25 protein-coding genes and 1 pseudogene are annotated in these 26,280 nt (G+C 39.4%); 11 read left to right on the plus strand and 15 right to left on the minus strand.

From position 1 onward, the window contains the following. The first annotated feature begins 86 nt into the window (after positions 1 to 86). The gene (locus PVK70_RS02465) at positions 87 to 740 is read left to right on the plus strand and encodes a glutathione S-transferase (RefSeq protein ID WP_130047492.1); all 654 of its coding nucleotides are present in this window, start codon (positions 87 to 89) and stop codon (positions 738 to 740) included. A gap of 7 nt (positions 741 to 747) precedes the next feature. Here the strand turns inward: PVK70_RS02465 and PVK70_RS02470 are convergent, their stop codons facing one another. From PVK70_RS02470 to PVK70_RS02500, 7 genes are all read right to left on the minus strand, one after another. Further along, a complete protein-coding gene (locus tag PVK70_RS02470) occupies positions 748 to 1,212 on the minus strand; it encodes a GNAT family N-acetyltransferase (protein WP_130047493.1) in 465 nt (154 codons plus the stop codon). Between the two features lie 122 nt (positions 1,213 to 1,334). Continuing rightward, positions 1,335 to 1,466, minus strand: a complete 132-nt coding sequence (locus tag PVK70_RS02475; protein WP_274441259.1) for a hypothetical protein — start codon at positions 1,464 to 1,466, stop codon at positions 1,335 to 1,337. A gap of 73 nt (positions 1,467 to 1,539) precedes the next feature. Then, positions 1,540 to 1,758, minus strand: a complete 219-nt coding sequence (locus PVK70_RS02480; RefSeq protein ID WP_130047494.1) for a DUF6500 family protein — start codon at positions 1,756 to 1,758, stop codon at positions 1,540 to 1,542. An 18-nt stretch (positions 1,759 to 1,776) separates the two neighbouring features. Further along, the gene (locus PVK70_RS02485; RefSeq protein ID WP_130047495.1) at positions 1,777 to 2,637 is read right to left on the minus strand and encodes a sulfurtransferase; all 861 of its coding nucleotides are present in this window, start codon (positions 2,635 to 2,637) and stop codon (positions 1,777 to 1,779) included. A gap of 36 nt (positions 2,638 to 2,673) precedes the next feature. Next, positions 2,674 to 3,465 (minus strand): SDR family oxidoreductase, encoded by a 792-nt coding sequence (locus PVK70_RS02490; protein ID WP_130047496.1) that lies wholly within the window; start codon positions 3,463 to 3,465, stop codon positions 2,674 to 2,676. Between the two features lie 9 nt (positions 3,466 to 3,474). Next, on the minus strand, positions 3,475 to 3,894 hold the full coding sequence (locus tag PVK70_RS02495; protein ID WP_130047497.1) for a GNAT family N-acetyltransferase: 420 nt from the start codon (positions 3,892 to 3,894) through the stop codon (positions 3,475 to 3,477). Positions 3,895 to 3,942: 48 nt separating this feature from the next. Then, positions 3,943 to 4,389, minus strand: coding sequence for a GNAT family N-acetyltransferase (locus tag PVK70_RS02500; RefSeq protein WP_130047498.1), 447 nt, complete (start codon positions 4,387 to 4,389; stop codon positions 3,943 to 3,945). A 186-nt stretch (positions 4,390 to 4,575) separates the two neighbouring features. Between PVK70_RS02500 and PVK70_RS02505 the strand changes: the two genes are divergently transcribed. Next, complete coding sequence (locus PVK70_RS02505; RefSeq protein ID WP_130047499.1) at positions 4,576 to 6,291, plus strand: chitinase; 1,716 nt, start codon at positions 4,576 to 4,578, stop codon at positions 6,289 to 6,291. Between the two features lie 46 nt (positions 6,292 to 6,337). On the opposite strand, the gene PVK70_RS02510 is transcribed toward PVK70_RS02505, so the two are convergent. The 3 genes from PVK70_RS02510 to PVK70_RS02520 all read right to left on the minus strand — a co-directional run bounded on the left by PVK70_RS02510 (position 6,338) and on the right by PVK70_RS02520 (position 9,422). Continuing rightward, positions 6,338 to 7,123 (minus strand): hypothetical protein, encoded by a 786-nt coding sequence (locus PVK70_RS02510; protein ID WP_130047500.1) that lies wholly within the window; start codon positions 7,121 to 7,123, stop codon positions 6,338 to 6,340. A 209-nt stretch (positions 7,124 to 7,332) separates the two neighbouring features. Beyond that, the gene (locus tag PVK70_RS02515; protein WP_130047501.1) at positions 7,333 to 7,770 is read right to left on the minus strand and encodes a hypothetical protein; all 438 of its coding nucleotides are present in this window, start codon (positions 7,768 to 7,770) and stop codon (positions 7,333 to 7,335) included. Positions 7,771 to 7,865: 95 nt separating this feature from the next. Beyond that, complete coding sequence (locus tag PVK70_RS02520) at positions 7,866 to 9,422, minus strand: BCCT family transporter (RefSeq protein ID WP_130044562.1); 1,557 nt, start codon at positions 9,420 to 9,422, stop codon at positions 7,866 to 7,868. Between the two features lie 329 nt (positions 9,423 to 9,751). Between PVK70_RS02520 and PVK70_RS02525 the strand changes: the two genes are divergently transcribed. The 3 genes from PVK70_RS02525 to PVK70_RS02535 are packed head-to-tail and all read left to right on the plus strand — an operon-like array spanning position 9,752 to position 12,213. Beyond that, positions 9,752 to 10,141 carry a PepSY domain-containing protein gene (locus tag PVK70_RS02525; protein ID WP_130047502.1) on the plus strand — a complete coding sequence of 130 codons (390 nt, stop codon included), beginning with the start codon at positions 9,752 to 9,754 and terminating at the stop codon, positions 10,139 to 10,141. Positions 10,142 to 10,174: 33 nt separating this feature from the next. Beyond that, on the plus strand, positions 10,175 to 10,831 hold the full coding sequence (locus tag PVK70_RS02530) for a response regulator transcription factor (RefSeq protein WP_130047503.1): 657 nt from the start codon (positions 10,175 to 10,177) through the stop codon (positions 10,829 to 10,831). A 17-nt stretch (positions 10,832 to 10,848) separates the two neighbouring features. Continuing rightward, a complete protein-coding gene (locus PVK70_RS02535; protein WP_130047504.1) occupies positions 10,849 to 12,213 on the plus strand; it encodes an ATP-binding protein in 1,365 nt (454 codons plus the stop codon). Between the two features lie 108 nt (positions 12,214 to 12,321). Here the strand turns inward: PVK70_RS02535 and PVK70_RS02540 are convergent. The 4 genes and pseudogenes from PVK70_RS02540 to PVK70_RS02555 form a co-directional block, all read right to left on the minus strand. After that, positions 12,322 to 12,894 (minus strand): annotated as a pseudogene (locus PVK70_RS02540) (DedA family protein); the annotation flags it as partial. Positions 12,895 to 12,915: 21 nt separating this feature from the next. Further along, positions 12,916 to 13,647, minus strand: coding sequence for a glycosyltransferase family 2 protein (locus PVK70_RS02545; protein ID WP_130047506.1), 732 nt, complete (start codon positions 13,645 to 13,647; stop codon positions 12,916 to 12,918). Positions 13,648 to 14,100: 453 nt separating this feature from the next. After that, a complete protein-coding gene (locus PVK70_RS02550; RefSeq protein ID WP_130047507.1) occupies positions 14,101 to 16,143 on the minus strand; it encodes a sensor histidine kinase in 2,043 nt (680 codons plus the stop codon). Continuing rightward, positions 16,140 to 17,561: a sigma-54-dependent transcriptional regulator gene (locus PVK70_RS02555; protein ID WP_130047508.1), complete on the minus strand. Its 1,422-nt coding sequence runs from the start codon at positions 17,559 to 17,561 to the stop codon at positions 16,140 to 16,142. Before PVK70_RS02555 ends, PVK70_RS02550 begins: the two co-directional genes overlap by 4 nt. 281 nt (positions 17,562 to 17,842) lie before the next feature. Here PVK70_RS02555 and PVK70_RS02560 point away from each other — a divergent pair, with 281 nt between their 5' ends. The 6 genes from PVK70_RS02560 (at position 17,843) to PVK70_RS02585 (ending at position 23,723) form a co-directional block, all read left to right on the plus strand. Further along, positions 17,843 to 18,664, plus strand: a complete 822-nt coding sequence (locus PVK70_RS02560; RefSeq protein WP_130047509.1) for a substrate-binding domain-containing protein — start codon at positions 17,843 to 17,845, stop codon at positions 18,662 to 18,664. Positions 18,665 to 18,667: 3 nt separating this feature from the next. Beyond that, on the plus strand, positions 18,668 to 19,366 hold the full coding sequence (locus tag PVK70_RS02565) for an ABC transporter permease (protein ID WP_130044569.1): 699 nt from the start codon (positions 18,668 to 18,670) through the stop codon (positions 19,364 to 19,366). A 12-nt stretch (positions 19,367 to 19,378) separates the two neighbouring features. Then, complete coding sequence (locus PVK70_RS02570; protein WP_130044570.1) at positions 19,379 to 20,086, plus strand: energy-coupling factor ABC transporter ATP-binding protein; 708 nt, start codon at positions 19,379 to 19,381, stop codon at positions 20,084 to 20,086. Then, positions 20,064 to 20,648 (plus strand): molybdenum cofactor guanylyltransferase MobA, encoded by a 585-nt coding sequence (mobA, locus tag PVK70_RS02575; protein WP_130047510.1) that lies wholly within the window; start codon positions 20,064 to 20,066, stop codon positions 20,646 to 20,648. The genes PVK70_RS02570 and mobA overlap by 23 nt, the downstream gene beginning before the upstream one ends. Then, positions 20,645 to 22,426, plus strand: a complete 1,782-nt coding sequence (locus PVK70_RS02580; protein ID WP_130047511.1) for a bifunctional molybdopterin-guanine dinucleotide biosynthesis adaptor protein MobB/molybdopterin molybdotransferase MoeA — start codon at positions 20,645 to 20,647, stop codon at positions 22,424 to 22,426. Before mobA ends, PVK70_RS02580 begins: the two co-directional genes overlap by 4 nt. Positions 22,427 to 22,643: 217 nt before the next feature. Further along, the gene (locus PVK70_RS02585; RefSeq protein ID WP_130047512.1) at positions 22,644 to 23,723 is read left to right on the plus strand and encodes a formylglycine-generating enzyme family protein; all 1,080 of its coding nucleotides are present in this window, start codon (positions 22,644 to 22,646) and stop codon (positions 23,721 to 23,723) included. 90 nt (positions 23,724 to 23,813) lie between these two features. On the opposite strand, the gene PVK70_RS02590 is transcribed toward PVK70_RS02585, so the two are convergent. After that, a complete protein-coding gene (locus PVK70_RS02590) occupies positions 23,814 to 26,270 on the minus strand; it encodes a LysM peptidoglycan-binding domain-containing protein (RefSeq protein WP_130047513.1) in 2,457 nt (818 codons plus the stop codon). Positions 26,271 to 26,280 lie beyond the last annotated feature (10 nt).

The raw sequence follows: 26,280 nt of genomic DNA on the forward strand, positions 1-26,280 counted from the left end.
ATCCAGATCATAAAGAAATAAAGGTGAAACCAAGGATTTATTCCATTAATATGATTTAAAACACGTTAGCTTTTGAGTATTTAATCATGACAATGCCTATTCTTTACTCCCTTCGACAGTGTCCTTATGCGATGCGTTCTCGTTTGGGTATTTTACATGCACAACAAACTGTGGTGCTGCGTGATATTGATATGAAGAATAAACCTGAAGAAATGCTATCTATTTCACCAAAAGGTACGGTTCCTGTATTGCAGCTAAGTGATGGTAAAGTAATCGACGAAAGTCTTGATGTGATGATTTGGGCACTCACTCAATCTGATCCTAATAACCTATTCTATTCACATGATAAGCAGAAACTCCCCCAAATGCTTGAGTTGATCCATCGGAGTGATCATGAGTTTGTTGATGCATTACAGAAATATCGAGCTGCTTCTCGTTATCACGATAGCAATAAAGAAGAATGCAGAGAGCGCTGTTGTGAATGGTTAATGGAGATTGAACACGTTCTAACTCAGCATACTTATATTATGGGAGAGAAAGTCAGCTTGGTGGATTACGCTATCTTACCCTTTATCCGCCAGTTTTCACGAGTCGATAAAAAATGGTACGCTCAAGCTCCACTTCCTTATTTAAGAGCGTGGTTGGTGAATCATTATAATGATCCAACTTTCTCAAAAGCGATGTTTACCTATCCAAAATGGCACAAAGATGCAGATGACATAATTTTTGGTGATTTTTAAGCATTGTTTAATACCCTATTTGGCCAGAATAAAGCAGCGAATGCTCCATATCTACAAAATACTCATCTTCACTAATGATCTGATAGCCTAATCCTTGATAAAACCGAATGGCTTTAGGGTTATTTTTAAAAGAAGATAAACTCACTTTTCCAACGCGATCACTAAAATGGTGCTGATAGCATTTCATCACTGAGCCACCAACCCCTTTATTTTGATATTTTTTAAAAATAATAAACAGATGAACATGAGCTTTACTTTGCTCTAAGTGGGTACAAATGAGCCCTAAGCGCTCTCCACTGAACATCACCCAATCAAACCATTCGTGAGGGTATGACTCCATAAATCGTTGTTGTTGAAAAGTTTCATCCCAACCAAGTGAACCTTCGACTATAGAATGAAAGTACGTTTTATATATCCCAAACAGTGAGGGATATTCACACAATGTGACTTTTTTAAACGTAATTCTTTCCATTGAATCATCCTTTATTCTCGATCGTAGCTTTAACATACTACTGATAACGGTTTGGTTATAAGTTTATGGTGTCTTAATTGTAGACTATAAAGAGCACTTCTTTTCTAGTGCACCTGAGAGCTCTATACCCCTTCGGCCATAATGTACTTTATAAACTTAATTTTACTTTTATCCGTTGACCCTTCTTCTTCATAACCAGAAATATGGTAGCCACTAGAGATTAGCAGGTGCAGCATTGCTGGGTAACGATTCATAGACTTAATCTGGGATCTGAGCATCAACCTCAAGTACATCATCTATTGTGCCTTTACGTACTTCTATTTCCATTTATAAACCATCCTGTACCATCGTTTTTATCTTTATTGCTTTTTCAAAATGATCCAACTGATGTATTGAAATCCACCACGTTGCTGCCTCCATAAGCAGCTCTGGATCATCGTTCTTATTTGCAAAAAAAGCATAAAAAGATAAGCCAACATTATCCCCTTTTTGCTCTATTTTCTTATCACACACCGTGATGATTTTGGCTCTTAAAGTATCTCTCATTGATCACCCTTATTTTAATTACTCTATCGGCAACGAGTGATTAGTTCCCCAATCCGCCCAAGAACCATCGTATAAAACGACTTCTTTATAACCTATAGATACAGCAGCTAACATCAAAATACATGCTGTTATGCCTGAACCGCAACTGAAGTAAATTTTCGTATCTACTGAAGGCACGCGTCCCTCAAAAATAGTTCGTAATGTATCTTCATCTTGGTATGTATAGTTATCTAACAACATAGAAAAAGGGAGATTTTTAGAGCTTGGGATATGACCACTACGAACACCTTCACGTGGCTCTGGTGCTTTGCCTAGAAAACGCAGTTCTCCACGCGCATCTAAAATTGCAACATCGGTATTTATTACGCTAAGTACTTCGTCCGAGTCACACGCTAAGCCTTTCACCACTTTCGCAGTCGCATTACCTAATAACGATGTTGTTGTGTATTCTGATGCTGTCTCTCTTCCCTCTTTGAGCCATTGAGGTAATCCACCATCCAAGACATAAACATGTTCAAACCCCATCACCTTAAACGTCCACCACGCTCTTGGTGCAGAATAGATACCTTGGTTATCGTATATAACAACGATTGAATCTGAATTAATGCCTAGTCTCTGTATTGCTTGAGTAAACTGCTCTTCATTAGGAAGCGCATGGATTTGAGAAGATGTATGATCACAAAAGTCAGCTTCTACATCCAATTTACGCGCTGTAGGTAGGCAAGAAAAAGTATCATAAACTAACGGCTCTTTACCTACGACATTCGCCATATAGGCGTCCACAATAACGAGATTCTCATCGTCAATATGCTCAGCTAACCATGTCGTTGTTACTAATGATTTAGCTACTAATGGTTTAGTTTCAATTGGATTACTCATTATTCTGTCCTTAATTTGAATCGCGCTTTTTGTTAATTAACATTCATCGTAAGTAATTTGCATCACATCAGGGTAAATGAACTCATAACCCAATGCCTTTTTAATTTTTTCATTGCTGATGATTTTAAACGTTTGAGTGTCTGATTCAATAAACTCAGGTGTACTCACTCCTATTCGCTGAGTTGCTTGAGTATAAAACTCGCGTTTACTTGGGTGGCTATCAGCACACGCATTAAATAGATTATTCCATTTTTCTTGTTTGATTATCTGTGTAATTAACTCTACACAATCATCTTGGTGGATCATATTTACAGCAGCGTCAGGGTTACTCACTGAACGCCCGCTTTTTTGAAAAAATAGCCCTGGATTTCGTTGATATCCCACTAAACCACTAAAGCGGATCACCGTTGTTGTAAATACCGATGATTGGTAAAACAACGATTCAATTTGAAATAATGCAGAAGATTCAGATGCAGCAATATCTTCAGTAACCACACCATTATTATCCGCATATACCGAAGTTGAGCTAACAAAAACCACATGCTTAATAGATGAAGACTCTAAGACACGGATCAAAGCACTAAAGCCAGTTTGATTCTTAGATGGGATCGCGATAACTAGAATATCTGAATCTAGAAATGCTCCCCATAATTGCTCTGCTATCTCGCCATCAATATCCAATACAAATGGAGTAACAGAGACTGCTTCCAAAGATTCTATTTTTTCTTCACTGCGAACAGAGCCTTTAACAGCAAAACCATTAGTAACTAAATGTTTTGCTAACGGTAAGCCTAACCAGCCACACCCTAATACACTGATTGATGTCATGATCTTTCCTTAGAATAGCTTCAACTGACTTTCATCGGATAAAACCCATGCACTGTTGTGCGCTTCAAAACCAATTTTGGGGTAATAACCTTCTGCTTGTGGGGCAGCTAACAAAATCAACTTACAGTCAGAAGAGACTTCTTCTTTTGTCACTAAAATAAGGTACTTACCTACACCCATTGATTGAATGCTCTCATCAACAGCTAAATCAGATAAATAACAACAGAAATTAAAATCTGTCACTGAACGAGCAATACCAATGAGTTCGCCATCTCCCCATGCCGTAACAATTAAATTTGAGTTATCTAACATGGCTTGTATTTTTTCAATATTATCAATGGGGCGACGTACACCTAAAGAAGTTTTCTTTAGCAAGGTTATAAACTGCTCAGCACTAATCGGTTCATTTACTTTATAATCGATTTCCATATTCTCTCCGTCTCAATCTTGTTAATTCTTTAAAGACACAATAACAAGTTATTCAACAATATCTAGGGCAAGAACTAAACGATCTTCACCAATATCAAAATAGTCTTGCTCTTCTTCTACTAAGTAAAAGCCATATGATTGATATAAGGTATACGCTCCTGTGTTTTTAGGGCACACCGTCAATAATAATCGCTTATATTGTTTAGCATTCTCAATCGCTGTTTCTAATAATTTTTTACCTAAGCCACAGCCTTGTGCGCTCTTTGATACTGCCAACGATAATACCCAAGCATCTCCTTTAATTGCACTCGATGGCACTTGCAATACATACCCTGCAACCTCACCTGCTTTTTTAGCCACAAGTAAACCATCAGACCAACAGTCAAAGGCCTGTCGAATAAAAAAAGAAGGATATCCATGCGTACCAAACGCTTCTGTTTCTATTTCATAAACTTTCTTTAAATCAATTTTCTCTGCTGCTCTGACACTTACCATTAATATATTTCCCTGACTATAGCGCTAATCACATTGCGAATATGCTTTCGCTTATAATTTATACTCTTTGAAACAACTCGCATAGTTAAAACTGATTCATGTATCTAGATAACCGAACCTTATAAAAACTTCTATAGTTATTCTAACTTATTTTTATTCTATAAATAACGACAAGGAAAGTTATCCATGTTTAAACTCGCTATACTCCCTTCGTTACTTGCCTGCAGTTTTGCAGCCAATAGTTTCACAATGAATCCTCAACCAGATCCTGAAAACCCAACAGGTTATGTTGTCTCTAAAGCTGAAATTAAGGCTGCTGAAGATGCGAAAACATTAGACCCTATGTACGACGTATGGGCTAAAGCGCTAGAAACATTGCCAAATGCTGCAGTAGAAGCCATTGATGCCGGTGTTGCAACCAACCCAGCTAACGTAAAGCGTGTTGAACGAGTTTTCCCACAATCTGAATGGTTCTTCTTAACTCAAATGGCAGCGCCTGAATATACGTATACACGTTTCTTGCGTGCTATTGGTAAGTTCCCTGCTTTTTGTGGTGACTATACGGATGGACGCGACGCTGATGCTATTTGTAAAAAATCAATCGTAACGGCATTCGCGCATTTCTCTCAAGAGACTGGTGGGCATATTGCCATTGATAACGTGTCAGATAACCCTCTTGCGCTTGAAGAATGGCAACAAGCCTTAGTCCATGTTCGTGAAATGGGATGGTCTGAAGGTCAAGAAGGCTATACCACAGGGTGTGGCCAAAATGACTGGCAAAATAAACGTTGGCCATGTGCGGCTGGTGAAGGCTATTTTGGCCGTGGTGCAAAACAATTATCTTACCACTTTAACTACGGCGCTTTCTCTGAAGTCATGTTCGATGGCGATGCTACTGTGTTGCTCAATAATCCTGGGCTAGTTGCTGATTCTTGGCTAAACCTAGCATCAGCCGTTTGGTTCTTCTTAACGCCTCAAGCACCAAAACCTGCCATGCTGCATGTTATTGACCGTACTTGGACCCCTTCTCAACGAGAAACTGATGCAGGCATTGGTTATGGGTTTGGTACAACAATTAATGTCATTAATGGCGGTATTGAATGTGGAGAGCAGAACAAAGACAAAGGCCAGCCAGTTAACCGTATTCGCTATTGGGAAGGGTTAGCACAACATTACGAAATCCCAGTTGAAGCAGATGAAGCAAATACGTGTTGGCAACAAACCCCTTATGGCAGTTTGAATCTAAATGGTGCGACCGATGTACTTTACACTAACTGGGATGGTAACTGGAAATACTACCCTGATCGTCCAGAAGGCGCTTCTTTTGAATGTGAATTAGTCGGCTTCCAAACTGCATATTCCGCACTTGTTCCTGGTGACTATGAAAAATGTGTCACTAACTTCTATGAGTCTCACGCTAACTGGCCTGTAACTCGTGTTGTTGAAACGCTTCCAACGGATCCATCAGAGCCAACTGACCCGACGGATCCAACAAACACGTGGGATGCAGGCAAGGTTTATAACACTGGCGATCAAGTGGTTGTAAATGGTGTAACTTACCAAGCTAAATGGTGGAACCAAGGTGATAACCCTGCAACGAGCACAACAGGTGTTTGGGAAGTGATCAGTGGGACTCCAACAACACCTGTCGACCCTGCACCTGTAGAGCCTACACCGCCAACGCCTGTTGCCCCTACTCCAGTAGAGCCGACGCCACCAGCACCGGTAGAGCCAACACCTCCTACTGAACCAACAGATCCATCATCTACATGGGATGCAACAGCCACTTATAATACGGGTGACCAAGTAACCGTTAATGGTGTTACGTATCAAGCTCAGTGGTGGACTCAAGGTAATAACCCTGAAGCTTCTGGTGAATGGGGAGTTTGGAGAAAGATTTAAAAGACTGTAGAAACAATAATAGGCCGTTATTAGCGGCCTATTTCATTTAGAATAAATTAAGCAACACTGTTTCTTCCGCTTTAAAATCAAGTGTTATATTTCCAATATGCTGAACTGGTATAGCCAAATCATTAGTTCCACTAATATGCGCTATAATATTACACCTTTCATATGACGCCTGAAGCTCTTGAGTCGTTTTGCTATATTGAGAAATTAAATCAATAGATATAGACGGTGATACTTCTTGCCTAACGTATTCAGAATTATTAGGCGCTATATTTTCAACAAGATCATTCTCATCATAACAACTCAAAGAGCCAACATCTAAAGTATAAGTATGATCGACAAAACCATCCCATGATACCGAAACAATACTTACCACCTCCTTGCTCAACACTGAGATATTATTAATAGGCTCAGGAAGTCTGTCTATTGAACTATATCCAACTAAATTACCATTACGATACCAATTAAATTCATACATAGAAGCTGAAGTATCTAACGCTGTATATTGAAGAGACCAAGGATCACTTCTTGTAAGTAAAACACCATCCTGAAGAACTTCTACACGTTCAATATCCGAAATGAGCATTTCATATGGAAATACAGGCGGTTTGTACTCACTATAAAATCCACCACTTAAAAATATACTATTATCATTATGCAAGTACATTGTGTATTTCAATTCCAATTGTGATACTGGATATGTACATGTCATCTCTTGCATATTACCGCAACTAGTTGTATTGGTTGCACTCCCGCTCCCGCTATCACCACCACCACAAGCAGTAAGAAAACCAAAGCATGATATAACGAATAATTCTTTTTTCATTGTTATCTATCCTTGATGAAAACATTAAAGATAAACCCTACAAGTTATAAAAATAAACTTCATTTATAAAAAGCAGGCACAATAACAATCGTCGCAATTTTAAACAACTCTTATAAATTAATGCGAGTTAGTTCATTTTATACATACAATAAATGTATCAAGAAGTAACATTATAACTCGAGTATTAAAATAGAATAAATATTGAGTGATTATACTTTTCTAGTTTGTGCTAACTTAAGATAAGAATGTAGTTCACCATTTTTATACTCAATCGCAGAGTGAATGTTAACGCTAGAGTTTGCCACAATCACAAAATCGTATTGGTTTTCACCTTTAAATATTGATACATACAACAAGCCTTCATCTAACACCCAATGGCCCACCGTTTTTAACCTATTAAACAAGGTAAATTCAGTTAAACTTCCATCTGCTTTAAAGATCAATTCAGTAATATAACCAGCAGTACAGGTTTTTATCCAGTGAGATTCAAAGACCTCATCAAATGAAAAATCCCTCTTCTCTCTCTCCCACATAGCGAACTCTGTTTCTATTATGGTGCAATGAGATAATTCATTACGTTCAGTAATTGGAGCCCCGTTTACTTCTCGCAAAAATAACTGCTGCAGCACGGCTTTCTTAGTTGGCATACATTAACTCCTGAAATAATCGAATCCCCATATTAAAAAAGGCTTACCGCAATGTCTGCGATAAGCCTCCCATTCAATCAAAACGTAATCAATGACTACACAGTAACGCTCTTAGTGCAGTCTACTGACGATTTGCTTTCTTGCTCAACTTTTTTCATTTTTAATACAGCAATAGGTGCTGAAATAAACGTAAAGCCAAGTAAGATAGACACCGGAACGGCCGTGATCACAATGAAAGATTGTAGAGCGTTTAATCCACCATCTCCTGCAATCAATAATACGCCAGCAACAATACCCATCATTAACGCCCAAAATAGACGCTGGAAACGTGATGGCTTATCAGTTCCCTCAACAGCCATTGCAATTGAATATGCCATTGAGTCACCTGTTGTAGCAACAAACGTCGTCGTAAGCACTAAAAATGCAGGAATTAATAACCAGCTTAGTGGTAATTGCTCTAATGACGCTAACAGTACTGCAGGTAAACCCGCTTCTTGTAATGGTCCAGAGATGCTACCTGGGGTTTGTAACTCAAGGAAGATCCCTGTACCACCCAGTGCCGAGAACCAAAAGTTTGTCGCAATAGGTGCAATAATTGCCACGGTAATCACTAACTCACGAACGCTACGACCTTTAGAAATTCGCGCAATAAAGATAGCCATCATTGGTGCAAAACCAATAAACCATCCCCAGAAGAACCAAGTCCACCACGAGTTCCATGCAGGATCTGCGGTGCTTAAGCTCATTTCTGGTAGGTGTTGAATATAGTTACCAAATGCAAGACCAAACTCAGTAAAGATAAAGCTTGTCGGGCCTAGTACCAAAATGGCTACTAATAAAGTGACAGCGCCAATAACATTCATTCGGCTTAACCACTGTAAGCCCTTGTCCATCCCCGTAAAGGCTGAAACTGAATAAATTGCCACAATCATAGATAAAAGACCGATTTGACTCATCAGTGAACTTTCAAGTCCTGTCAGTACCGTTAAGCTGTAACTAAGTTGCGTTGCTAAGAAACCAATTGGGCCAATTGTACCGGCAGCAACCGCAATAATTGAACAAGCATCAATCAATGAGCCTAACCAATGATTTTCAAGTTTGTTGCCTAAAATTGGATATAGCAAAGCACGGGGACGCAATTTAACGCCACAATTATAATGTGCGTACATTAGTACAATCGTACTTAATGTGCCTAATACAGCCCATGCTAGAAAGCCCCAATGCAAAAAACTTTGGCTTAACGCAGGCGCTACGGCTGCAAGGGTGCCAGTTTTAACATCAGAAAAAGTTGGAGAAGGTGTAATGAAGTGAAAGATTGGTTCAGCAGCTGACCAGAAAACGCCACCGCCTGCAAGTAAGGTACACATGATCATTGCGACCCATTTGAACGTACCGAACGTTGGTTTTTCTTCACCACCCATCTTAATTTTGCCATAACTGCTCATCGCTATGATAAGAGCTATAACAAATGTGATGATCATTAACCACTGCCACCATAGCCCAAACATGGTCGATGCTGACATAAATAAGGTTTGAATCGTTGCTGTAAATGTTGAGAGATCAACAAGAGCAAAGAGAAGGAATAAAAGGATAAATCCTATAGTAAGTGTTGGAACTAGTTTATCGCTATTTTCATTGCTATTTTTAAACATGGGTATCCCACTTGATGCGTGAGGGATGGGACTCTAACAGCTTAAAAAACGTAAAACCAGTGAAATATTTTTTAAAAAGGCAAAAAAACAGTCAAATATTTATGATTTCAATCACTAAATTTAAAATTTAAGCCATAAAATCAATAGCCTATAAAAAACACCATAAAACACCACAACAACCTATAATAATTTACACATTTATCAAAACAACTCATTATGATTAGAGAATATTGGACTTTTCTTATCCGACTATCTTCAGAATAAAATTCATGTTCTATTCATCTTCGCTGTTTTATACTGATGCTGTATTGACTTAATTAGGAAGCATCATGCTAAAAAAATCAGCCTTATACCTTGCTGCCCTATTCACTTTTTTCCCATTATCACAAAGTGCTTTTGCGAATGCTCACCCTGATGGGCATCAGCTCATTCAAGATGTTCATCAAAATGGCGCTAAAATAGATATCGATGAAGATCAAGATGAAGTTTATGATGCGGTTCAAGCCGGTTTAGTAAAGCCATTTTCTGAGCTTTACGCTATGGTTGAGAAAGACTTCCATGGCCGAATTATCAAAGTAGAGCTGGATGAAGACGACAATGAATGGACCTACGAATTAAAACTGGTACATGAAAACAATATAATCAAAGTTGAATATGATGCAGCAACCTTAGCAATTACAGAGATTAAAGGCCGCGATATTCGCGCAGCTCTTAAATAACAACAAAAAAAGATAATCACTAAGAGAATAATAATGAAAATTTTAGTCGTAGAAGATGATCCGCGCTTAGGTGAACAAATTGTAGAAACCTTAGAAGGTGCTGATTGGGTTCCTGAATTATCCCAAGACGGAATTGATGCCTTATATCGTGCAACAACAGAAGAGTGGGATGCGATTGTTCTCGATCTTGGCCTACCAAAGTTAAATGGACTAACCGTATTGAAAAGTATTCGAGATGAAAACATCAATACACCCGTCATTATTCTAAGTGCTCGCGATACCCTATCTCAGCGTGTTGAAGGGTTAAATGCAGGGGCCGATGATTATTTAACCAAACCTTTTGAAATGGTTGAATTAATCGCTCGGATTCGCGCTCAATTACGTCGCGCTTCTGGTAACGCTTCTCCTATTTTAAAAATTGGGGAATTAAGTTTAGATACTCGTAGCTCAAAAGTGTTATGGCAAGAACAAGCAGTAAGCTTAACGGCATTAGAGTACAAAGTTGTTGCCTACTTTATGCATAATCCCGATAAGGTTATTTCAAGAACTACCTTAGTTGAACACATTTATAAACAAGATTTTGATCGTGACTCAAACACGGTTGAAGTATTTATCGGTCGAATTCGTAAAAAAATAGCACCACAAATTATTAAAACGGTTCGTGGTCTTGGCTATCAACTAAACCCTTAAAATATAAAAGGTCTACTGTGAATACATCACCGAGACAATTCAAAGATACCTTCAAAAAATTGAGTCTAAAAAGCCGCTTGCTTCTTGCTGCGGCTTTTTGGCTATCTGCCATGATATTTGCTGCGGGAATTGGTATCCCTAAATTAGTAAACGATTATCTAGTCCAAGATGTAAAAAGTCAGTTATCGCTTTCAATGGATGAGATCACCGCTAATATCGAAGTGAATAGCGAAGGTAATCTCATCATGCCATCGCGTTTATCTGATCCTCGCTTTAGTCAGCCTTACAGTGGTCTTTATTGGACGGCATCAACCAAAGGTGATGATCTTCGTTCGCGATCTTTGTGGGATAAAAAGCTCACATTCAAAGAAGATAATTTATCTATTAACCCAAAAGTGAAAGGCGCTAATAACGAAGAACTTATTTATATACAAAAAAATATTTACCTTCCTGAAATTAAACAGCCAATAACCATCACTGTTGGGCTTGATGAAGATCCATTAGAAAAAACCTTACATCAACTTACAGGCCAGCTCTGGATCATTCTTGGCTTATTATTTAGTGGGGTTTTATTTCTTATCGGTATTCAAGTCAGTTGGTCACTTCGCCCTCTAGCTAAAATGCAATCTGAATTAGTTATGCTGCGTAAAGGTGAACAGCAGGCATTAAGTCAGCATTATCCTCAAGAAATCGCGCCATTAGTTTCTGATCTCAACGCACTATTATTTCATTACCAAGAGTTACTTGAACGTGCTCGTCATCATGCAGGTAATTTATCTCATTCATTAAAGACGCCTCTATCGGTACTTAAAAATGAATTAGAATATTTGAGCGTTGAAGATAAAAATCGTCTGTCTGCCCCTATTGCTCAACTGCAAGCACATATTGATTATCACCTTAGTCGTGCTCGCATGGCAGGTTCAATGAATATCCTCTCAGTAGCCACCTCACCCTCTGAACGCGTAGATGCGATCTCAATGGCATTTGATAAAGTCTATGCTGAACGTGAAGTGATATTAATAAATGAGCTAGACAGTGAAGATCATATCGCCTTCGATAAGACCGATCTCGATGAAATGCTAGGGAATCTACTTGAAAATGGGTATAAATGGGCGCATTCAATGATCCGTGTTCATTCTGAGCAAGTTGAAGGAAATCAAATTCAAATCATGATTGAGGATAATGGTGAGGGCATTCCTGAATCAGAGTTTGAGCAAGTCATTAAACGCGGTATCCGTTTGGATGAAACGACTCCAGGAACAGGTCTTGGGCTAAATATTGTGAGTGAAATGGCGCACAGTTATCGCGGCTCGCTTGAGTTATCAAAGAGTGCAATGGGAGGACTAAAAGCCACCCTAACCTTCCCACTAGTAAAAGAATAATCGTTTTTCTGCTTTATTAAACATCGTATTCTGACAATCTAAATTAGGGTCAAACGACCCTAATTATTTGCGATGAGTAAACTCTGTGATGATCCAATGACGAATATCTTTCCATTGAAACTTCTTTGCCATCACGAAAAAAATAACTATCAGTAACAAGGTAACTATTGATTGTTTATGCTCGGTGACAAATAGTGTCATATCACTCATCCATGGAAAGGCATCAATCCCATAAGAGAGTAAATACCCCCATAAGACAAATTGACCCACGCCAAGTAGTAATCCAATAGATGCAAACAATGAAAATCGTCGCCACTCGATATTATTTACACCAGCGATAAAAGGAACGATCCAAGCCACTGGTCCTAATAAGCGAGCAAACAGTAAGACCGAATTACCTTTTCTTTGAAGTAACAAGCGACAGCGAGCAATGGGACGGCGAGTTTTCGGTTGCCAGTTCATTAATCGTGTCTGAGCCTTTCGGCCAAAGCGACGCCCAATCCAATAACTGAGTTGATCACCAGTAAGACCACCGAGCAATACCGCAATAACACCAGTCCAAACCCCTTGATGAAGCTGAAAACCAGCTGCTATTAAGAACGGCTCACCCGGAACAAATAAATTTGGCCCTATGAGCGCATCCAATAATGCGCCCGTAAATAATGCTATAGAATCATACATAAGCACGCTTACCTATGCTGACTATTTTTGTTCAGAGTAATGGCCGAATTTATATTCCATCTCGTTATTACGCATTTCACCGAAGAAAAAACGACGAACATTGGCTTTTAAATACGTAGCCCCCATCGTAAATAAACCATCTTGGTCTAATCGACGTGGATCAAACTCAAACGTCATTGGTAAAAAGCGAAAACGCCATGTTTGGCTTGCTCGTTTCACATAATCACAGTCTTCGCATAAGGTGATATTTTCATCAAAACCTTGAAGATCTTTATGCGCACGCTTTGTTGAGAAAATACACGCCCCTACGGCGGTTGGAAAAGTGAATTGAGTAGCAAATAAACCTAAGTTAAATAAGGCGTAGCCTACTCTATGAGCAATAGGAAGCCCTTTAGAGCCCATATACACACCAGCAACTTCTAATTTTTTCTCAGCTAATTGTGTTGCTGCTCTCTCAAGAAAATCTGCTTTTAGGCTTACGTCGGCATCTAAAAATAGTAAGCGTTCATGCTTAGCGAGTGATGCGCCAGTATTACGACCTAAGCTAACACCACGTTTATCCATTTTGTGAATCGTTAGATCAGGAATGCTCGCTTCAAAGGCCTGAGCAACTTCACATGTGGCATCTTCGCTGTTTGAATCAACAATGATCACTTCAAAGTTTTGATTTGTTTGTTTTGTTAAATCTTCCAATAAACGACCAATGCGTTTTTCTTCATTTAGGGTGATGATTACAATACTTAGTGGGCTCATCTTTATATTCTCCATTTATTCGCTATAAAAGTAACTTGGAATAAATAATACAAAGCAATGGCTTAACAAAGCATGAGTGGTTTGTTCATGTTCAATTCATATATACGAATAATACCAATTCCATTAATTATCTGACCTATTTATTACATAGGTATAAATCTCAAGAATGAGTAAACAGACAAAAAAACAGACTTGTTTAGGAGGGTGAAAAATATTGAAAAGAGAAGAAAAGGAAAGCCACACGTCTCAAAATGTGGCTTAATTTGGAACTGTTCGGGGTCATAACCGGACGTGCTAACTATCTAATATCACTAATTAAATTTCAAGACTTTTTATAAACACTCCGCTTAAAAAAAAACCAATTTGAGACCTTAGTGCATAAATTTGTGAGTCAGATAACATTTCTTTTCTGGTCGTTCTTACTCACTTACCCACCGTACCTTAGGATTACGATTAACCAACCAAATTATCGTATTGTTGCTGATTAGACTTTGTTGGCAAATAAACCGTAAATACCGAGCCTTTTCCAAGTTGCGAGCGAACTTTAATTTCCCCATCCGTTTGGCTGAGTAAACTCTGAGATACTGAAAGACCAAGTCCTGTACCCTCTCGTTTGGTGGTATAAAATGGGTCAAAGATCCGACTTAATTGTTCAGCGCTCATTCCATTACCAAAGTCTTCCACTTCAATAATAGCGCCACGTTCTTCGCCTTCTTCACACCATGTACGGCTTCGAATGATCAACTTCCCTTTACTGTTCATGGCATGAATACCATTCATCTGTAAATTAACCAATACTTGTAGCAGATGATGGCGATTCACCTCTACTCGTGGTGGTTGTTCAAAGTCAAACTCCACCTCGATATCTCGCTTATGCGCCCCGGTTCGAACTAAAGTGACACTTTCTTCAATAATAGGATTTATGTATTGCCAAGTAACTTGATCTTGAATCCCACCTTGTCTGCTATATTGCAACAAACTGCGCGTGATATTACGAATTCGATCTATCTGCTCCATTATCGCATCAAGCTCTTCTGAAATAACCTCCGCGCCCTCCCCAAGCTCATACTTAATCAACTCAGTGTTACCTAAGATTACGGCGGTTGGGTTATTGATCTCGTGCGCAATACCTGCGGTAAGCTCCCCTAAAGAGGCCAACTTCTCACTCATGATTAACTTATCTTGAGCTTGTTTGAGCAACTTAATGTATTGTTCTAACTCAATGGTTTTTTCATGCAAACTGGCGGTTCTTGATTCCACTTTTGACTCAAGATCTTTTGAGGCCCGTTGAATCTCCAAGTTTCGTTGCTGAAGTTGATCGAGCATGTTGTCAAACTGCTGAGCTAAACTTGCAAGTTCATGATGATTATTAAGACCTAAATCACCAATACGAACGTCTTTTCCCATCTGTACTGATTTAACAACATAATGGATTTTTTCTATTGGCTGAAAGAGATCCCTAGCACCTCGGTGCACAAAAATAGTCGATAATAAAAGAGTAATTAATATTGTTACTCCTGCCTCAACTAAATTTTGTAAATATTGTTTTAACAGTGGCCACTCAAGGTAGCCGGTATAGAGCATTCCGATCACCTTATCATTCATGTCTCTAATTGGTTGATAAGCCGAAATATACCAGTCGTTATATACATAAGCCCTATTAACCCAGCGCTCTCCGTTTTCTATTACGTTGTTTTTTACTTTCGCAGATACCGTCGTTCCGATAGCACGGCCTTGATTAAGTGATTTATTCGCAAAATCATTATGTAATGGCACGTTAGTACTAATACGTAAATTATCTAGAAATAACGTGACCGTCCCGTAATTATCAGCGGCTAGATCGCCCTCTGGATAAATTAAGTCTCGAATGCGATCAACTAAGAAGGTGCTGTTATTTAAAAGAATACCGCTATCTACAATCCACTCTAAATGACCATGCTCATTAAAAATAGGAATTAAAGTACGGCTGATTAGTCCTCGCTTTTCTATGCTGTTGTCCTCTTTATTGACCACATAAGCTTTAGAGGCCAATACAGGTGAAATATTATTCAAATCATCTTGTTCCATGACTTGGAAAAATGTCCGAGAGATCCCCAGTGACAATGCTTTTACAATAGTTGCAGGTAACTGATCAACATAACTAATGGGATGAAGCGCTATATAATCTGAATTGTATTTCCCTGCTTGATCTCTTACCCAGTTTGTAAAGTCAGAATCTCTCTCTTTTAGTTTAATTTGAAATTGATAAGACTCAACAAAACCGCGAAGCTCTGCTCCTTGCTCTTTCTGTAAAAAAACAATGCTATTATTGGCAACAGAAAGTTTACTTCCTACATCATTAAGTGCATTTTGCCAGGTATAATGTACCGACCAAAATGCGGTAATCACAACAAGCGCTAATAGTGTTAAAAACAGTGGGACCGAGTTTAGCCACAGTAATCGATATCTCACCATGGTTTGAACACGTCGCTTCCATAACGACAAAGACAGCATCATGCGATTTCTTCACTCCACTCTTTAAATTTTCTTTCTAATGTTTTACGAGCAACACCAAGTTGCCTTGCAGCAGCAGATTTATTTCCATCATGCAGCTCTACCACAGTGATGATGTGCTTCTTTTCAACTTCTTTTAATGTCCATTGCTCAGGGTATTCATCCATTTCTGGCATACACGTACATTCCGTTGGTTCTTTATCTAAAACTTGCTCTTGGCTAGATGATGGTTGCTGCAATGGCACATCACCTTGAAGACTAGCCCAATGATCTACTGGCGGTTTACCGAGTAAAATACAACGCTCAATCATATTTTTCAGCTCACGAATATTCCCGGGCCAATCATATTGAGCCATCGCAACGATATCTTCATGCGCCCAATGAATTGGTTTTAATCCCATTTCTTTCGCTATCATGTGTGAAAAATGTTCTGTTAAGCAGGCCAAATCCGCTTTACGTTCACGCAGAGCGGGTAAAGATACCGTCAGAACATTTAAGCGATAAAAGAGATCTTTTCTGAAATTACCCTTTTCAACTTCTTCCAGTAAATTACGGTTAGTTGCAGCAACAATACGAACATCAACTGGAATTTCTTTTTCAGAACCCACTGGTCGAATGGCTTTTTGCTCTAAAGCACGTAAAAGAGACGATTGCATCCCTATTGGCATTTCACCAATCTCATCTAAAAATAGAGTCCCACCGTTAGCGACTCTAAATAATCCCTCACGTCCTTTTTTAGCTCCAGTAAAGGCACCTGATGTATGACCAAACAATTCACTTTCAAGAAGATCGGGCGCAATAGCACCACAGTTAAGAGGGACAAACGGACCGTTACGGTGACTTAATTGATGTAACCCACGAGCCACAAGCTCTTTACCTGTACCTGATTCACCTTCAATAAGAACTGCTGCATTTGATGGTGCCAGTTGAGCAACCATCTGTTTTAGCTCTATGGTTTTTTCCGCATTACCGATCATTTCAATTGGGTTATTTTTTTCCACTTCTCGTTGTAATGCAAAGTTGGTTCTCTCGACTAAGCGACGGTCCATACAACGCTTCACCGCTTGCAGCATATTTTCGAGATTAAACGGTTTTAAAATAAAATCAGCAGCCCCTAATCGCAATGCCTGAATTGCAGTGTCTAACTCTGCGTATCCGGTCATAAATATGACGTCGTAGTTTCGAGAGTCAGAAGCTATGCTCTCTTGCCATTCTAGTCCAGTTTGGCCCGGTAAATTAATATCAAGAATGATCAAATCAAGATGGTGAGATTGGCGAATGGCTTCGGCATCTTCAATGGTTCCAACAGTATGAACCTGTCCAAATTGTTTGCTTAATGCTTTTTTTAGTATGGTTTGCATACCTACTTCATCATCAACAACAAGCACTGAAAATGCATTCCAATCTAATTTCGAGACCATAGAGTTTCCTAATTTATACGCTTTAACAAGATATGTGGGTCAAAATGTCCTAATTATTCTACCCTGTATTCTACAAAATGTATCCTTTCGTGTGAGACATTTTGTCCTAGTCACATTTTTTGTAGGGCTTTTATGCCAGAATACCCATCAATCGCTTAAATATCATTAAGTTAAAGATGATACTATCAATATTATTTCTGGCATAGTGATTGCTTAAATGGCGATGAGTCTATTCATTTATTGCACTTGCAGTAATTTTAATAACACTACATGGATATAACATGAACAATAAAATCAGTACGTTTACAGTAATGGCTACACTGGCTCTTGGTTCTTTTTCTGCAACGAACGTATATGCAGATGATGCTAGTATCGTTCGTCTTGCAACGACAACAAGTACTTACCACTCTGGTTTACTTGATTACCTATTGCCTGAATTTAAAAAAGATTCTGGCTACGAAGTTCAAGTATTGGCAGCGGGCACAGGTAAAGCGCTAAAAATGGGCGAAAATGGTGATGTTGATTTAGTAATGACTCACGCCCCTAAAGCGGAAGCAAACTTTGTTGAAAAAGGTTATGGCGTTGATCCAAAAGCATTAATGTATAACGATTTTGTTCTAGTTGGTCCTAAAGCCGATCCTGCACACATTCACGGCATGAAAGACGTGACTGCGGCATTCAAGAAAATGGCGGAATCAGACGTTACTTTCGTTTCTCGCGGTGACGACTCTGGCACAAACAAAAAAGAATTGATTTTATGGTCTCAAGCTAAGATTGAACCAAACTTTGGTGGTTACAAAGCCGTTGGCCAAGGTATGGGACCAACATTGAACATGACTTCTGAGCTACAAGCTTACACATTAACAGACCGTGGTACTTGGCTAGCTTACCAAAACAAACTTGATCTTGAGATCATGGTTGAGGGCGACAAGCGTCTATTTAACCCTTACCAAGTGATTCTGATTAACCCTGAGCGTTACAAGAACTTAAATACGAAAGGCGCTCAAGCATTCAGTGATTGGTTAATTAGTGATAAAGGCCAAGCAATGATCGATAGCTTTACTCTTAATGGTAAAAAACTGTTCACTGCGGACGCTAAATAATCCATGACTATCTTAGCCACCTCTCACGAAGCCATTCAATTACTGTTTAGCGGTGATGCTGCATTATGGAGCATCGTTGGTGTTTCATTCTCTGTCTCACTATTTGCAATGGCGGTTGTGTTATTGCCAGCACTCTTGTTGGCGTTTGCGCTTGCGTATGGCTCGTTTCCTGGGCGGTGGCTACTGCTCTCTATTATTAACACGTTACAATCTGTACCTACTGTGGTAATTGGCTTATTGCTGTATATGGTTCTTTCTCGATCTGGACCTCTTGGCGATTGGCAATTACTTTTTACTCAAGAAGCGATGATCATCGGTCAAATGTTCATCTGTTTCCCTATCATGGTTGCCATGATGCACGGCGCATTTCAACACAGTGACCGACGTGTATGGGAAACCGCATTTACCCTCGGCGCTTCATTACCACGTGCTTTTGGTAGTTTAATTTGGGAAACGCGATTCCCTATCCTAGCCGCCGTTATTGCTGGGTTTTCTCGAATTATTACTGAAGTCGGCTGCTCGATGATGGTCGGCGGTAACATCTTTAATGCAACACGAAATATTCCAACCGCAATCGCTATGGAAAGTCAAAAAGGTGCGTTTGCTCAAGGGGTTGCCCTTGGTATGGTGCTATTAATTTTAGCTTTGGTATTGAATTTTTTACTCTCTATCACTCGTGGTAAAGGGTATTTACGTACTTAGTAGGCATAAAAAATGACAATAAGAATTACTGCCGATAATCTATCGATGCGATTTAATGATCGTGTGCTTTTCCATATTCCACATTTATCATTAGGACCAAAAGAGTCTGTCTATTTACGTGGCGCTAATGGTGTAGGTAAAACAACACTACTTAAGATTTTATCTGGATTACAAAACCCAACGACTGGCAAGCTTAATCTGAACCAACCCCATTGGACTGCACGCTTATTTGGTCGCTCAGGTAATAACCAAATTGTGTACCTTCATCAAAACCCATTTTTATTTGATGGTACCGTTTTCGATAATGTTATTTATGGTATGAAATACACCACCATGAATAAACTTGAAAAACGCAATATGGTGATCAATGCGCTACGCATGGTTGGTCTTGAAACGTTAGCTGACGAACATATTTCTGTTTTATCTGGTGGTGAAAAACAACGTGTCGCTATGGCACGAGCTTGGGTGCTAAAACCTTCTATACTGCTAATGGACGAGCCAAGTGCCAGTGTTGATCAAGAATCCATCGATTTATTGGTTATTATGGCGAAAGATCTCCTTGAACGTGGCTCTAGCATTGTCGTCACCAGTCACCAAACCAACGCATTAACTGAAATTTGTCATCGTCAATGGACCATTTCAGACGCAAAGCTGATAGAATCAACCCCATTAAAAGTGATCGTTAGCAAGGATAAATATGCTCCAGCCAAAGCAAACTAGTTGGGTAATTTTAGCGGGTGGACAAGCTCGTCGTATGGGCGGTAAAGATAAAGGGTTTGTTCTATTTCAAGATAAACCGTTAATTGAGCACGCTTTAGATACATTAACACCTCAAACTGACCAGATTGCCATCAATGCTAACCGCAGTACTGAAGAATACTCACGTTACGCGGTCACCTTTTCAGATAAGTTTAGTGAATACCCAGGTCCATTGGCAGGAATGCATTCTGGTTTAATCAATATGAATTCTGATTGGGTTGGTTTTATTCCTTGTGATTCCCCTAACCTTCCGAGCAATTTAGTTTCATTGCTTTGCGATGCGGTAAAAGAAGACACTGATATTGTTGTTGCTCACGATGGTGAGTACATGCAACCTGTCGTCACTTTAATGCACAAACGCATTATTCCTAAAATTGATGCCTTCTTAGCGCGCGGTGACAGAAAAATCATCCTATTATACAAAGAGTGTAATACCGTATTTGCTGATTTCTCTGACTACCCTAATGCTTTTATCAATTTGAATAGCCCTCAAGAACTCGAACAATTTGGATCTTTATTATGAGCTTAACGACTGCGTCTATCCCTTTATTGGGTTTTGCTGCTTATAGCGGCACAGGTAAAACGACATTATTAGAAAAGCTATTACCAAAATTGACTGATATGGGACTAAAAGTCGCAGTCATTAAACACGCTCATCATAATTTTGATATCGACCAAGAAGGTAAAGACAGCTACCGCTTACGTAAAGCGGGTGCAAGCCAAATGTTGATTAGCTCTCGTTTTCGTAATGCGTTGATTACTGAAACGCCTGATGAAGAAACGACCTGTCAACAACTCATCAATAAGTTAGACCAAACTGAACTTGATTTGATTCTTATTGAAGGCTTTAAACAGCTGCCATACACCAAGATTGAATTGCATCGTGATGAAATAGGCAAGCCTTGGATTTTCCCAGAAGATAACAACATTATTGCGATTGCCTCTGATTCCAAAGCAGAATCAGAACTACCGCAAATGGATATCAATGATACCGATGCTATCACTGCGTTCATTGTTGACTATGTAAAACAGCATCAACATAAACAACAAAGTGATTTATCAGCTAATTGTGATGAATTATCTCCTGCGTTTTTATCTGTTAGCCAAGGAAGAGCTAAGATTTTAGAAGCAATCACTCCTCTAAATTCACAAAGTGATGTGTCTTTAGTTGAGTCGATTAATGCATTAGCTGCTCAAGATATTTTATCGCCGATTAATGTTCCTCAACATAACAATTCAGCAATGGATGGTTATGTGATTTGTGGTGATGATTTAGTGCGCGAAAGCTATACGGTCGTTGCTGAAATCATGGCAGGTCACAGCTATGATCGCCCTCTTCAACATGGTGAATCCGCAAAAATCATGACGGGTGCGCCTGTGCCTGAAAATGGTAATACGGTGATCATGCGTGAACAAGCGATTCAAGAAGCTGACCAAGTACGTTTCGACGCGGGTAAATCAGGCATTCGTAAAGGCCAAAACGTTCGTCTAGCAGGTGAAGATCTTGCTATCGATCAGATCTGTGTGGCTAAAGGCTCACGTATTACCGCACCTGAAGTGGGCATGCTGGCGTCTTTAGGTATTGCTTCTGTGCCTGTTATCGTTAAAACAAAAGTGGCTATCTTCTCGACAGGTGATGAAGTTCAAGCGCCGGGTGAAGCACAAAAAGCCAATTCGATTTATGACTCTAACCGTTTTACTTTAACCGCATTACTGCAAAAATTAGGCTGTGAAGTGATTGATTTCGGTATCATTGAAGACAGTGAAGCCGCTTTAGAGTCAACGCTTTCTCAAGCATCACAACAAGCAGATATGATTTTATCTTCTGGTGGTGTGTCGGTTGGTGATGCGGACTACATCAAAACGATTTTAGACAAACTAGGCAATATTAATTTCTGGCGTATCAATATGCGTCCGGGGCGCCCTCTTGCTTTTGGTCATATTGGTGATACTCCGTTCTTTGGTTTACCGGGTAACCCTGTTGCGGTAATGGTGGCGTTCTTACAGTTTGTTGAGCCTGCATTACGTAAACTTCAAGGCGAAGATGACTGGAAACCTGAGACTTTTACGGCAATTGCTAAAGAGTTTATTCGTTCTCGCACTGGCCGAACTGAATACAGCCGTGGCATTTACTCTATTAACCAAAATGGTCAAATGGAAGTAGTAACCACAGGTAAGCAAGGCTCTGGGATCTTACGTTCGATGAGTGAAGCCAACTGCTTAATTGAAGTGCAACCTGAGGTTGAATCGGTGGATATTGGTCAGAAAGTGACGATTATTCCGTTAAACTCACGGGTATAACACGGTGTATCTTTCTTAAACAATATCGAATCTAGCCTCACGTTTGTGGGGTTTTTTCTTTTTAATTTAGATAAAAAAATCAATAGTTAGACTACCTTTCTCTCAATCTCAATACATCCAAAAACACTGAACAAATATCACATTTTACTTCCTGTTACACCTTCAATGAAAACGCTAAATAGCTTAAAATAGAGGCATAGAATTATAAGGATGAATCATGAAAAACAAATGGTTAGGATTTGCTTGCTTACTACCATTATTAAGCGGCTGCAACGATGCAAACTCCTCTATGAGTGCATCAAGTGACACGGTATCAAAACAACAAATTGATACCATTATTACCAACATCAATAAGCAGTACCCTGATGCATCCAATGAATTAAAACAAAACGCATTAAACACCGCGGTTCGTGCTATTGAGAATCTAGTGTTCGTAAAAGGCGGTAGTTTTGAAATGGGGGATTTTAAAGCTCCTTGTGAAATTCCAAGTAGAACCACAAATCGAATTGACTGGTCACCTGATGCTCAATGTCTGAGTTCCCCACTAAGCACACGTAAAGGAGCTGATTACCTTCACAAAGTCACTCTTGATTCTTATTCTATGTCTACTTATGAAACCAGCTTTATGGATATGGAATGGATGCGAAAAATTAATGGATTGCCTGTCGCAGCTGATAAAATGGATGGCTATCATGTTGTTAAAGGCGAAGTCATAGAAAGAGGATCTGAAGACTATGAGTACCTATTAACACGCAGAAAAAATCAATCCGCAAGAACAATTAATTGGCAACAAGCAAAAGATTATTGTCAATGGTTAGGTAACCTCACAGTACTACCTTTTGACTTACCAACCGAAGCGCAGTGGGAATATGCCGCCCGTAACCGAGGCGAAAAACGTTATTACGCAACCAATAATGGTTACTTGCAATATCGCAATGGGCAATATTTCAACCCAAATACTGGTTACTACATCGATTATACTGATGATGAGGTCAACGCTGGAACAAGTACAGAAGACCAAATAGGACAATGGCCCGCAAACCCATTAGGCATATACGGTATGAGTAATAATATCAGAGAGTGGGTCAATGATTGGTATTCACCAACTTATTACCAAGAATCACTAGAAAACAACCCACAAGGGCCAAAAACAGGCAAAGAAAAAGTCATGCGTGATGGAACAGGGGCAATGACTATAGATCGAGTGCCCAATAAACTTGAAGAAGATAGGTATTACCCAAGTTATAGTTTTCGCTGCTCTCTTCAGCAAAAAATACCTGCTATTACCTTAAATTAAGCTTTGGATATTTATCGCCCCTAATCTTTAGGGGCGTATCTTTATTAAGTAGAAGCTTTCTTTTCACTACCTAACCTAACAATCATATCATCAACCAATTTCGGTCTTTGGCGTAAAGGGCATCGACGGTATTTCTGATTGTTTTTTCGCTTTTGCTAAACGATAAACCCAACCATTAAACTCTCTTTGCTGCTCGCCATCTAATACTGTATTAATGCGTTTTAAATTAGCGAATAACTTTTCGTAACCCGCCTCTCTTGCACCAAAGTCGTTCATACGAGATAAAATCTCTTCAAACTTACGCCAACTGTAAGTGGTTTTCTTTAATAGATAACAAATAGCAGTCTCTTGTGCTTCTTCACGACGTAAAAAAAAGTCTTCCACTAACGTATTGAGCATCATACCAACCACTTCAGGCAAGAGTTGATCGGCAGGTACACCACTAAATACCTCTTCACTAATGATACGTTGAGAGAGCATTTCCGCTTCTTTTTGACGTTGAAGTGTTGCATCTCTCTCATTCCATACAAAGTTGATAACTTCTTGACCTAACATAACACCTTGCTTTAATGCTTCAGCAGGGTCTTTAACAACATCAGAAGCAAAGGTTAAATAACTAGTTCTAACTAAATATTCGTACGCTCGTTCATCAATGTTTTCAAGCAGTCGATACCCTACCCATTGTAGCCCTTGCAAAATAACTTTAGCTAGCTCCCACAACTGATCTAATTTAATTAATGAAGCAAAACTACCGCTGCCCCCTGCACCAAATACGAAACGGCCTGAGCATGCGAAATAAAATCCGTCAGGAGTTAATCTCAATCGAAAATCAACCCCAGCACCAAGGCCACCTGCGATGTTTCCTTCGGCTGATACTTCGGCTAACTGTTGAAAATCGATTTGAACCTTCTCTTTTTCTTTCACGTTCGTTGTTGGTGGGGCTTTCCACTCTGCACTGCCAGTAACTTTGCCTCCAACTTGTCCACCCGCAAAACCATCGACTTTAAGGCCAACTTCACCGCCAGTATTGGACGTTGCCAACCCTACATTTGGGCTATATAGCGCACCAACACTGCCTTCTCCGACTTCAGGTAATAATATTTTTGCTGACGCATCTCCACTCACCATTGCGCCTACAAACGCACTGATTTGTATTTCCCCTTTGAGTCTAAAGCAACCAAAAGCATAGGTAGCAGTATTTTTATTTGCATCAGTGTAGGTTAACTTAGCGGCATAACCTCCTTTATACGGCAGAAATCCTTCTATTTTCGCTGATGCCTCTGCAAGCGCAATTGCCGCAGAGCCACCAATCGCCATACCTGTTTTATCTAGGCTTGCTGCAGCATTCGCTCCCCAACGAACTAGCTGAGCTTCATGGCTTACGGCAATTTTGCTGTTATCACCTTCTCCCCAAAGGTCATATTCCTTTTTAGATTCAAGCCAGTACCCACCGTCAGCTTTCCATTCCGCAATCTGTTTTTTTAATGGTCCACTTTTGATATCACTTTTTATATCTGCAGCAATGTCTTTTGCTACTGCTTGCATTAACCCTTTTTTATTATTATCAATAAGCGCTTGTCTGGTATTGGTTCTATCTGGTACTTGACGCCAATGCGCATACTCTCGCTCAAAAAAATCAGCGCGAATATACATATACCTATTATCTAATACCGAGAACACCTCAATAACATGACGTTTGGCTGTGCTTTTTCCTTTTATGTTATTTAACTTAACCGATTGATTATTTGGTTTTATAGGTGATGGGCTACTCTGCGCTTTTTCTGCACTTTGTTGTACCATCGCCAATTGTTGTTGACTTAATCGCCCTAAATCAGTATCAATACGCTCAAGCGCTTCTCTTTTTAATGTGCCAACAGACAAATTATCAATATAAAGAGAGTTTTCGTCATACTTTTTCACAAACAGTTTTGTATTCTCAAGCTCTTTTATTTGTGTTTGTAGAGCCTCCCAATTCTCGTTTCCTTGTTTTTTTATTTGTATGGCTTCATTTCTTTTTCTTTGTCTATCAAGGCTTGATTCTGATAGGAAAATCGCTCCTGCGTAATTTGCTGCCTCTAACCACGCTTGTCTCTTTCTGGCATGTGTTGCAATCTGCTCTTTTGTTGCACTTTCTGCATCAGGCACTGCATTGACAAGATCAACATACCCTTGAATCAGTTTATTTAATTCACTTACTTCCTCTTTTATAAATTTGAGCGCTTTTTCATCCACACAATAAAAATCTGTTTTATGTACTCCTGTCACAAACAAAATGTCATGCACTTCTTTAGCTTCACATTCTGGCGACGACATTAATGTGCAGGTATCTGATACTGGGCGAGGTTTTACTGGCTCAATAAGATAATCTTGCTCTACCTCTTCATCCTCGACTTCTTCAGGCAGACGAATACTGTCACCTACATGAATTAAATCAGGGTTTGGTTGATATTTCGGGTTCAACTCCAGTAACGTGGTAAAAGGAACATCATTATCAATGGCAATTTTAAGTAGCGTATCACCGCTTTGAACAATATAAGATTGGCTCATGGTGTAATCA

This window comes from Aliivibrio sp. A6, from assembly GCF_028765505.1.
GTDB lineage: Bacteria > Pseudomonadota > Gammaproteobacteria > Enterobacterales > Vibrionaceae > Aliivibrio > Aliivibrio finisterrensis_A.

What these genes read in the sequence shown, in the direction of transcription:
- PVK70_RS02465 (WP_130047492.1), top strand. Translation starts at nt 87, where the DNA reads ATGACAATGCCTATTCTTTACTCCCTTCGACAGTGTCCTTATGCGATG.
- PVK70_RS02470 (WP_130047493.1), bottom strand. Translation starts at nt 1,212, where the DNA reads ATGGAAAGAATTACGTTTAAAAAAGTCACATTGTGTGAATATCCCTCA.
- PVK70_RS02475 (WP_274441259.1), bottom strand. Translation starts at nt 1,466, where the DNA reads ATGAATCGTTACCCAGCAATGCTGCACCTGCTAATCTCTAGTGGCTAC.
- PVK70_RS02480 (WP_130047494.1), bottom strand. Translation starts at nt 1,758, where the DNA reads ATGAGAGATACTTTAAGAGCCAAAATCATCACGGTGTGTGATAAGAAA.
- PVK70_RS02485 (WP_130047495.1), bottom strand. Translation starts at nt 2,637, where the DNA reads ATGAGTAATCCAATTGAAACTAAACCATTAGTAGCTAAATCATTAGTA.
- PVK70_RS02490 (WP_130047496.1), bottom strand. Translation starts at nt 3,465, where the DNA reads ATGACATCAATCAGTGTATTAGGGTGTGGCTGGTTAGGCTTACCGTTA.
- PVK70_RS02495 (WP_130047497.1), bottom strand. Translation starts at nt 3,894, where the DNA reads ATGGAAATCGATTATAAAGTAAATGAACCGATTAGTGCTGAGCAGTTT.
- PVK70_RS02500 (WP_130047498.1), bottom strand. Translation starts at nt 4,389, where the DNA reads ATGGTAAGTGTCAGAGCAGCAGAGAAAATTGATTTAAAGAAAGTTTAT.
- PVK70_RS02505 (WP_130047499.1), top strand. Translation starts at nt 4,576, where the DNA reads ATGTTTAAACTCGCTATACTCCCTTCGTTACTTGCCTGCAGTTTTGCA.
- PVK70_RS02510 (WP_130047500.1), bottom strand. Translation starts at nt 7,123, where the DNA reads ATGAAAAAAGAATTATTCGTTATATCATGCTTTGGTTTTCTTACTGCT.
- PVK70_RS02515 (WP_130047501.1), bottom strand. Translation starts at nt 7,770, where the DNA reads ATGCCAACTAAGAAAGCCGTGCTGCAGCAGTTATTTTTGCGAGAAGTA.
- PVK70_RS02520 (WP_130044562.1), bottom strand. Translation starts at nt 9,422, where the DNA reads ATGTTTAAAAATAGCAATGAAAATAGCGATAAACTAGTTCCAACACTT.
- PVK70_RS02525 (WP_130047502.1), top strand. Translation starts at nt 9,752, where the DNA reads ATGCTAAAAAAATCAGCCTTATACCTTGCTGCCCTATTCACTTTTTTC.
- PVK70_RS02530 (WP_130047503.1), top strand. Translation starts at nt 10,175, where the DNA reads ATGAAAATTTTAGTCGTAGAAGATGATCCGCGCTTAGGTGAACAAATT.
- PVK70_RS02545 (WP_130047506.1), bottom strand. Translation starts at nt 13,647, where the DNA reads ATGAGCCCACTAAGTATTGTAATCATCACCCTAAATGAAGAAAAACGC.
- PVK70_RS02550 (WP_130047507.1), bottom strand. Translation starts at nt 16,143, where the DNA reads ATGATGCTGTCTTTGTCGTTATGGAAGCGACGTGTTCAAACCATGGTG.
- PVK70_RS02555 (WP_130047508.1), bottom strand. Translation starts at nt 17,561, where the DNA reads ATGGTCTCGAAATTAGATTGGAATGCATTTTCAGTGCTTGTTGTTGAT.
- PVK70_RS02560 (WP_130047509.1), top strand. Translation starts at nt 17,843, where the DNA reads ATGAACAATAAAATCAGTACGTTTACAGTAATGGCTACACTGGCTCTT.
- PVK70_RS02565 (WP_130044569.1), top strand. Translation starts at nt 18,668, where the DNA reads ATGACTATCTTAGCCACCTCTCACGAAGCCATTCAATTACTGTTTAGC.
- PVK70_RS02570 (WP_130044570.1), top strand. Translation starts at nt 19,379, where the DNA reads ATGACAATAAGAATTACTGCCGATAATCTATCGATGCGATTTAATGAT.
- mobA (WP_130047510.1), top strand. Translation starts at nt 20,064, where the DNA reads ATGCTCCAGCCAAAGCAAACTAGTTGGGTAATTTTAGCGGGTGGACAA.
- PVK70_RS02580 (WP_130047511.1), top strand. Translation starts at nt 20,645, where the DNA reads ATGAGCTTAACGACTGCGTCTATCCCTTTATTGGGTTTTGCTGCTTAT.
- PVK70_RS02585 (WP_130047512.1), top strand. Translation starts at nt 22,644, where the DNA reads ATGAAAAACAAATGGTTAGGATTTGCTTGCTTACTACCATTATTAAGC.
- PVK70_RS02590 (WP_130047513.1), bottom strand. Translation starts at nt 26,270, where the DNA reads ATGAGCCAATCTTATATTGTTCAAAGCGGTGATACGCTACTTAAAATT.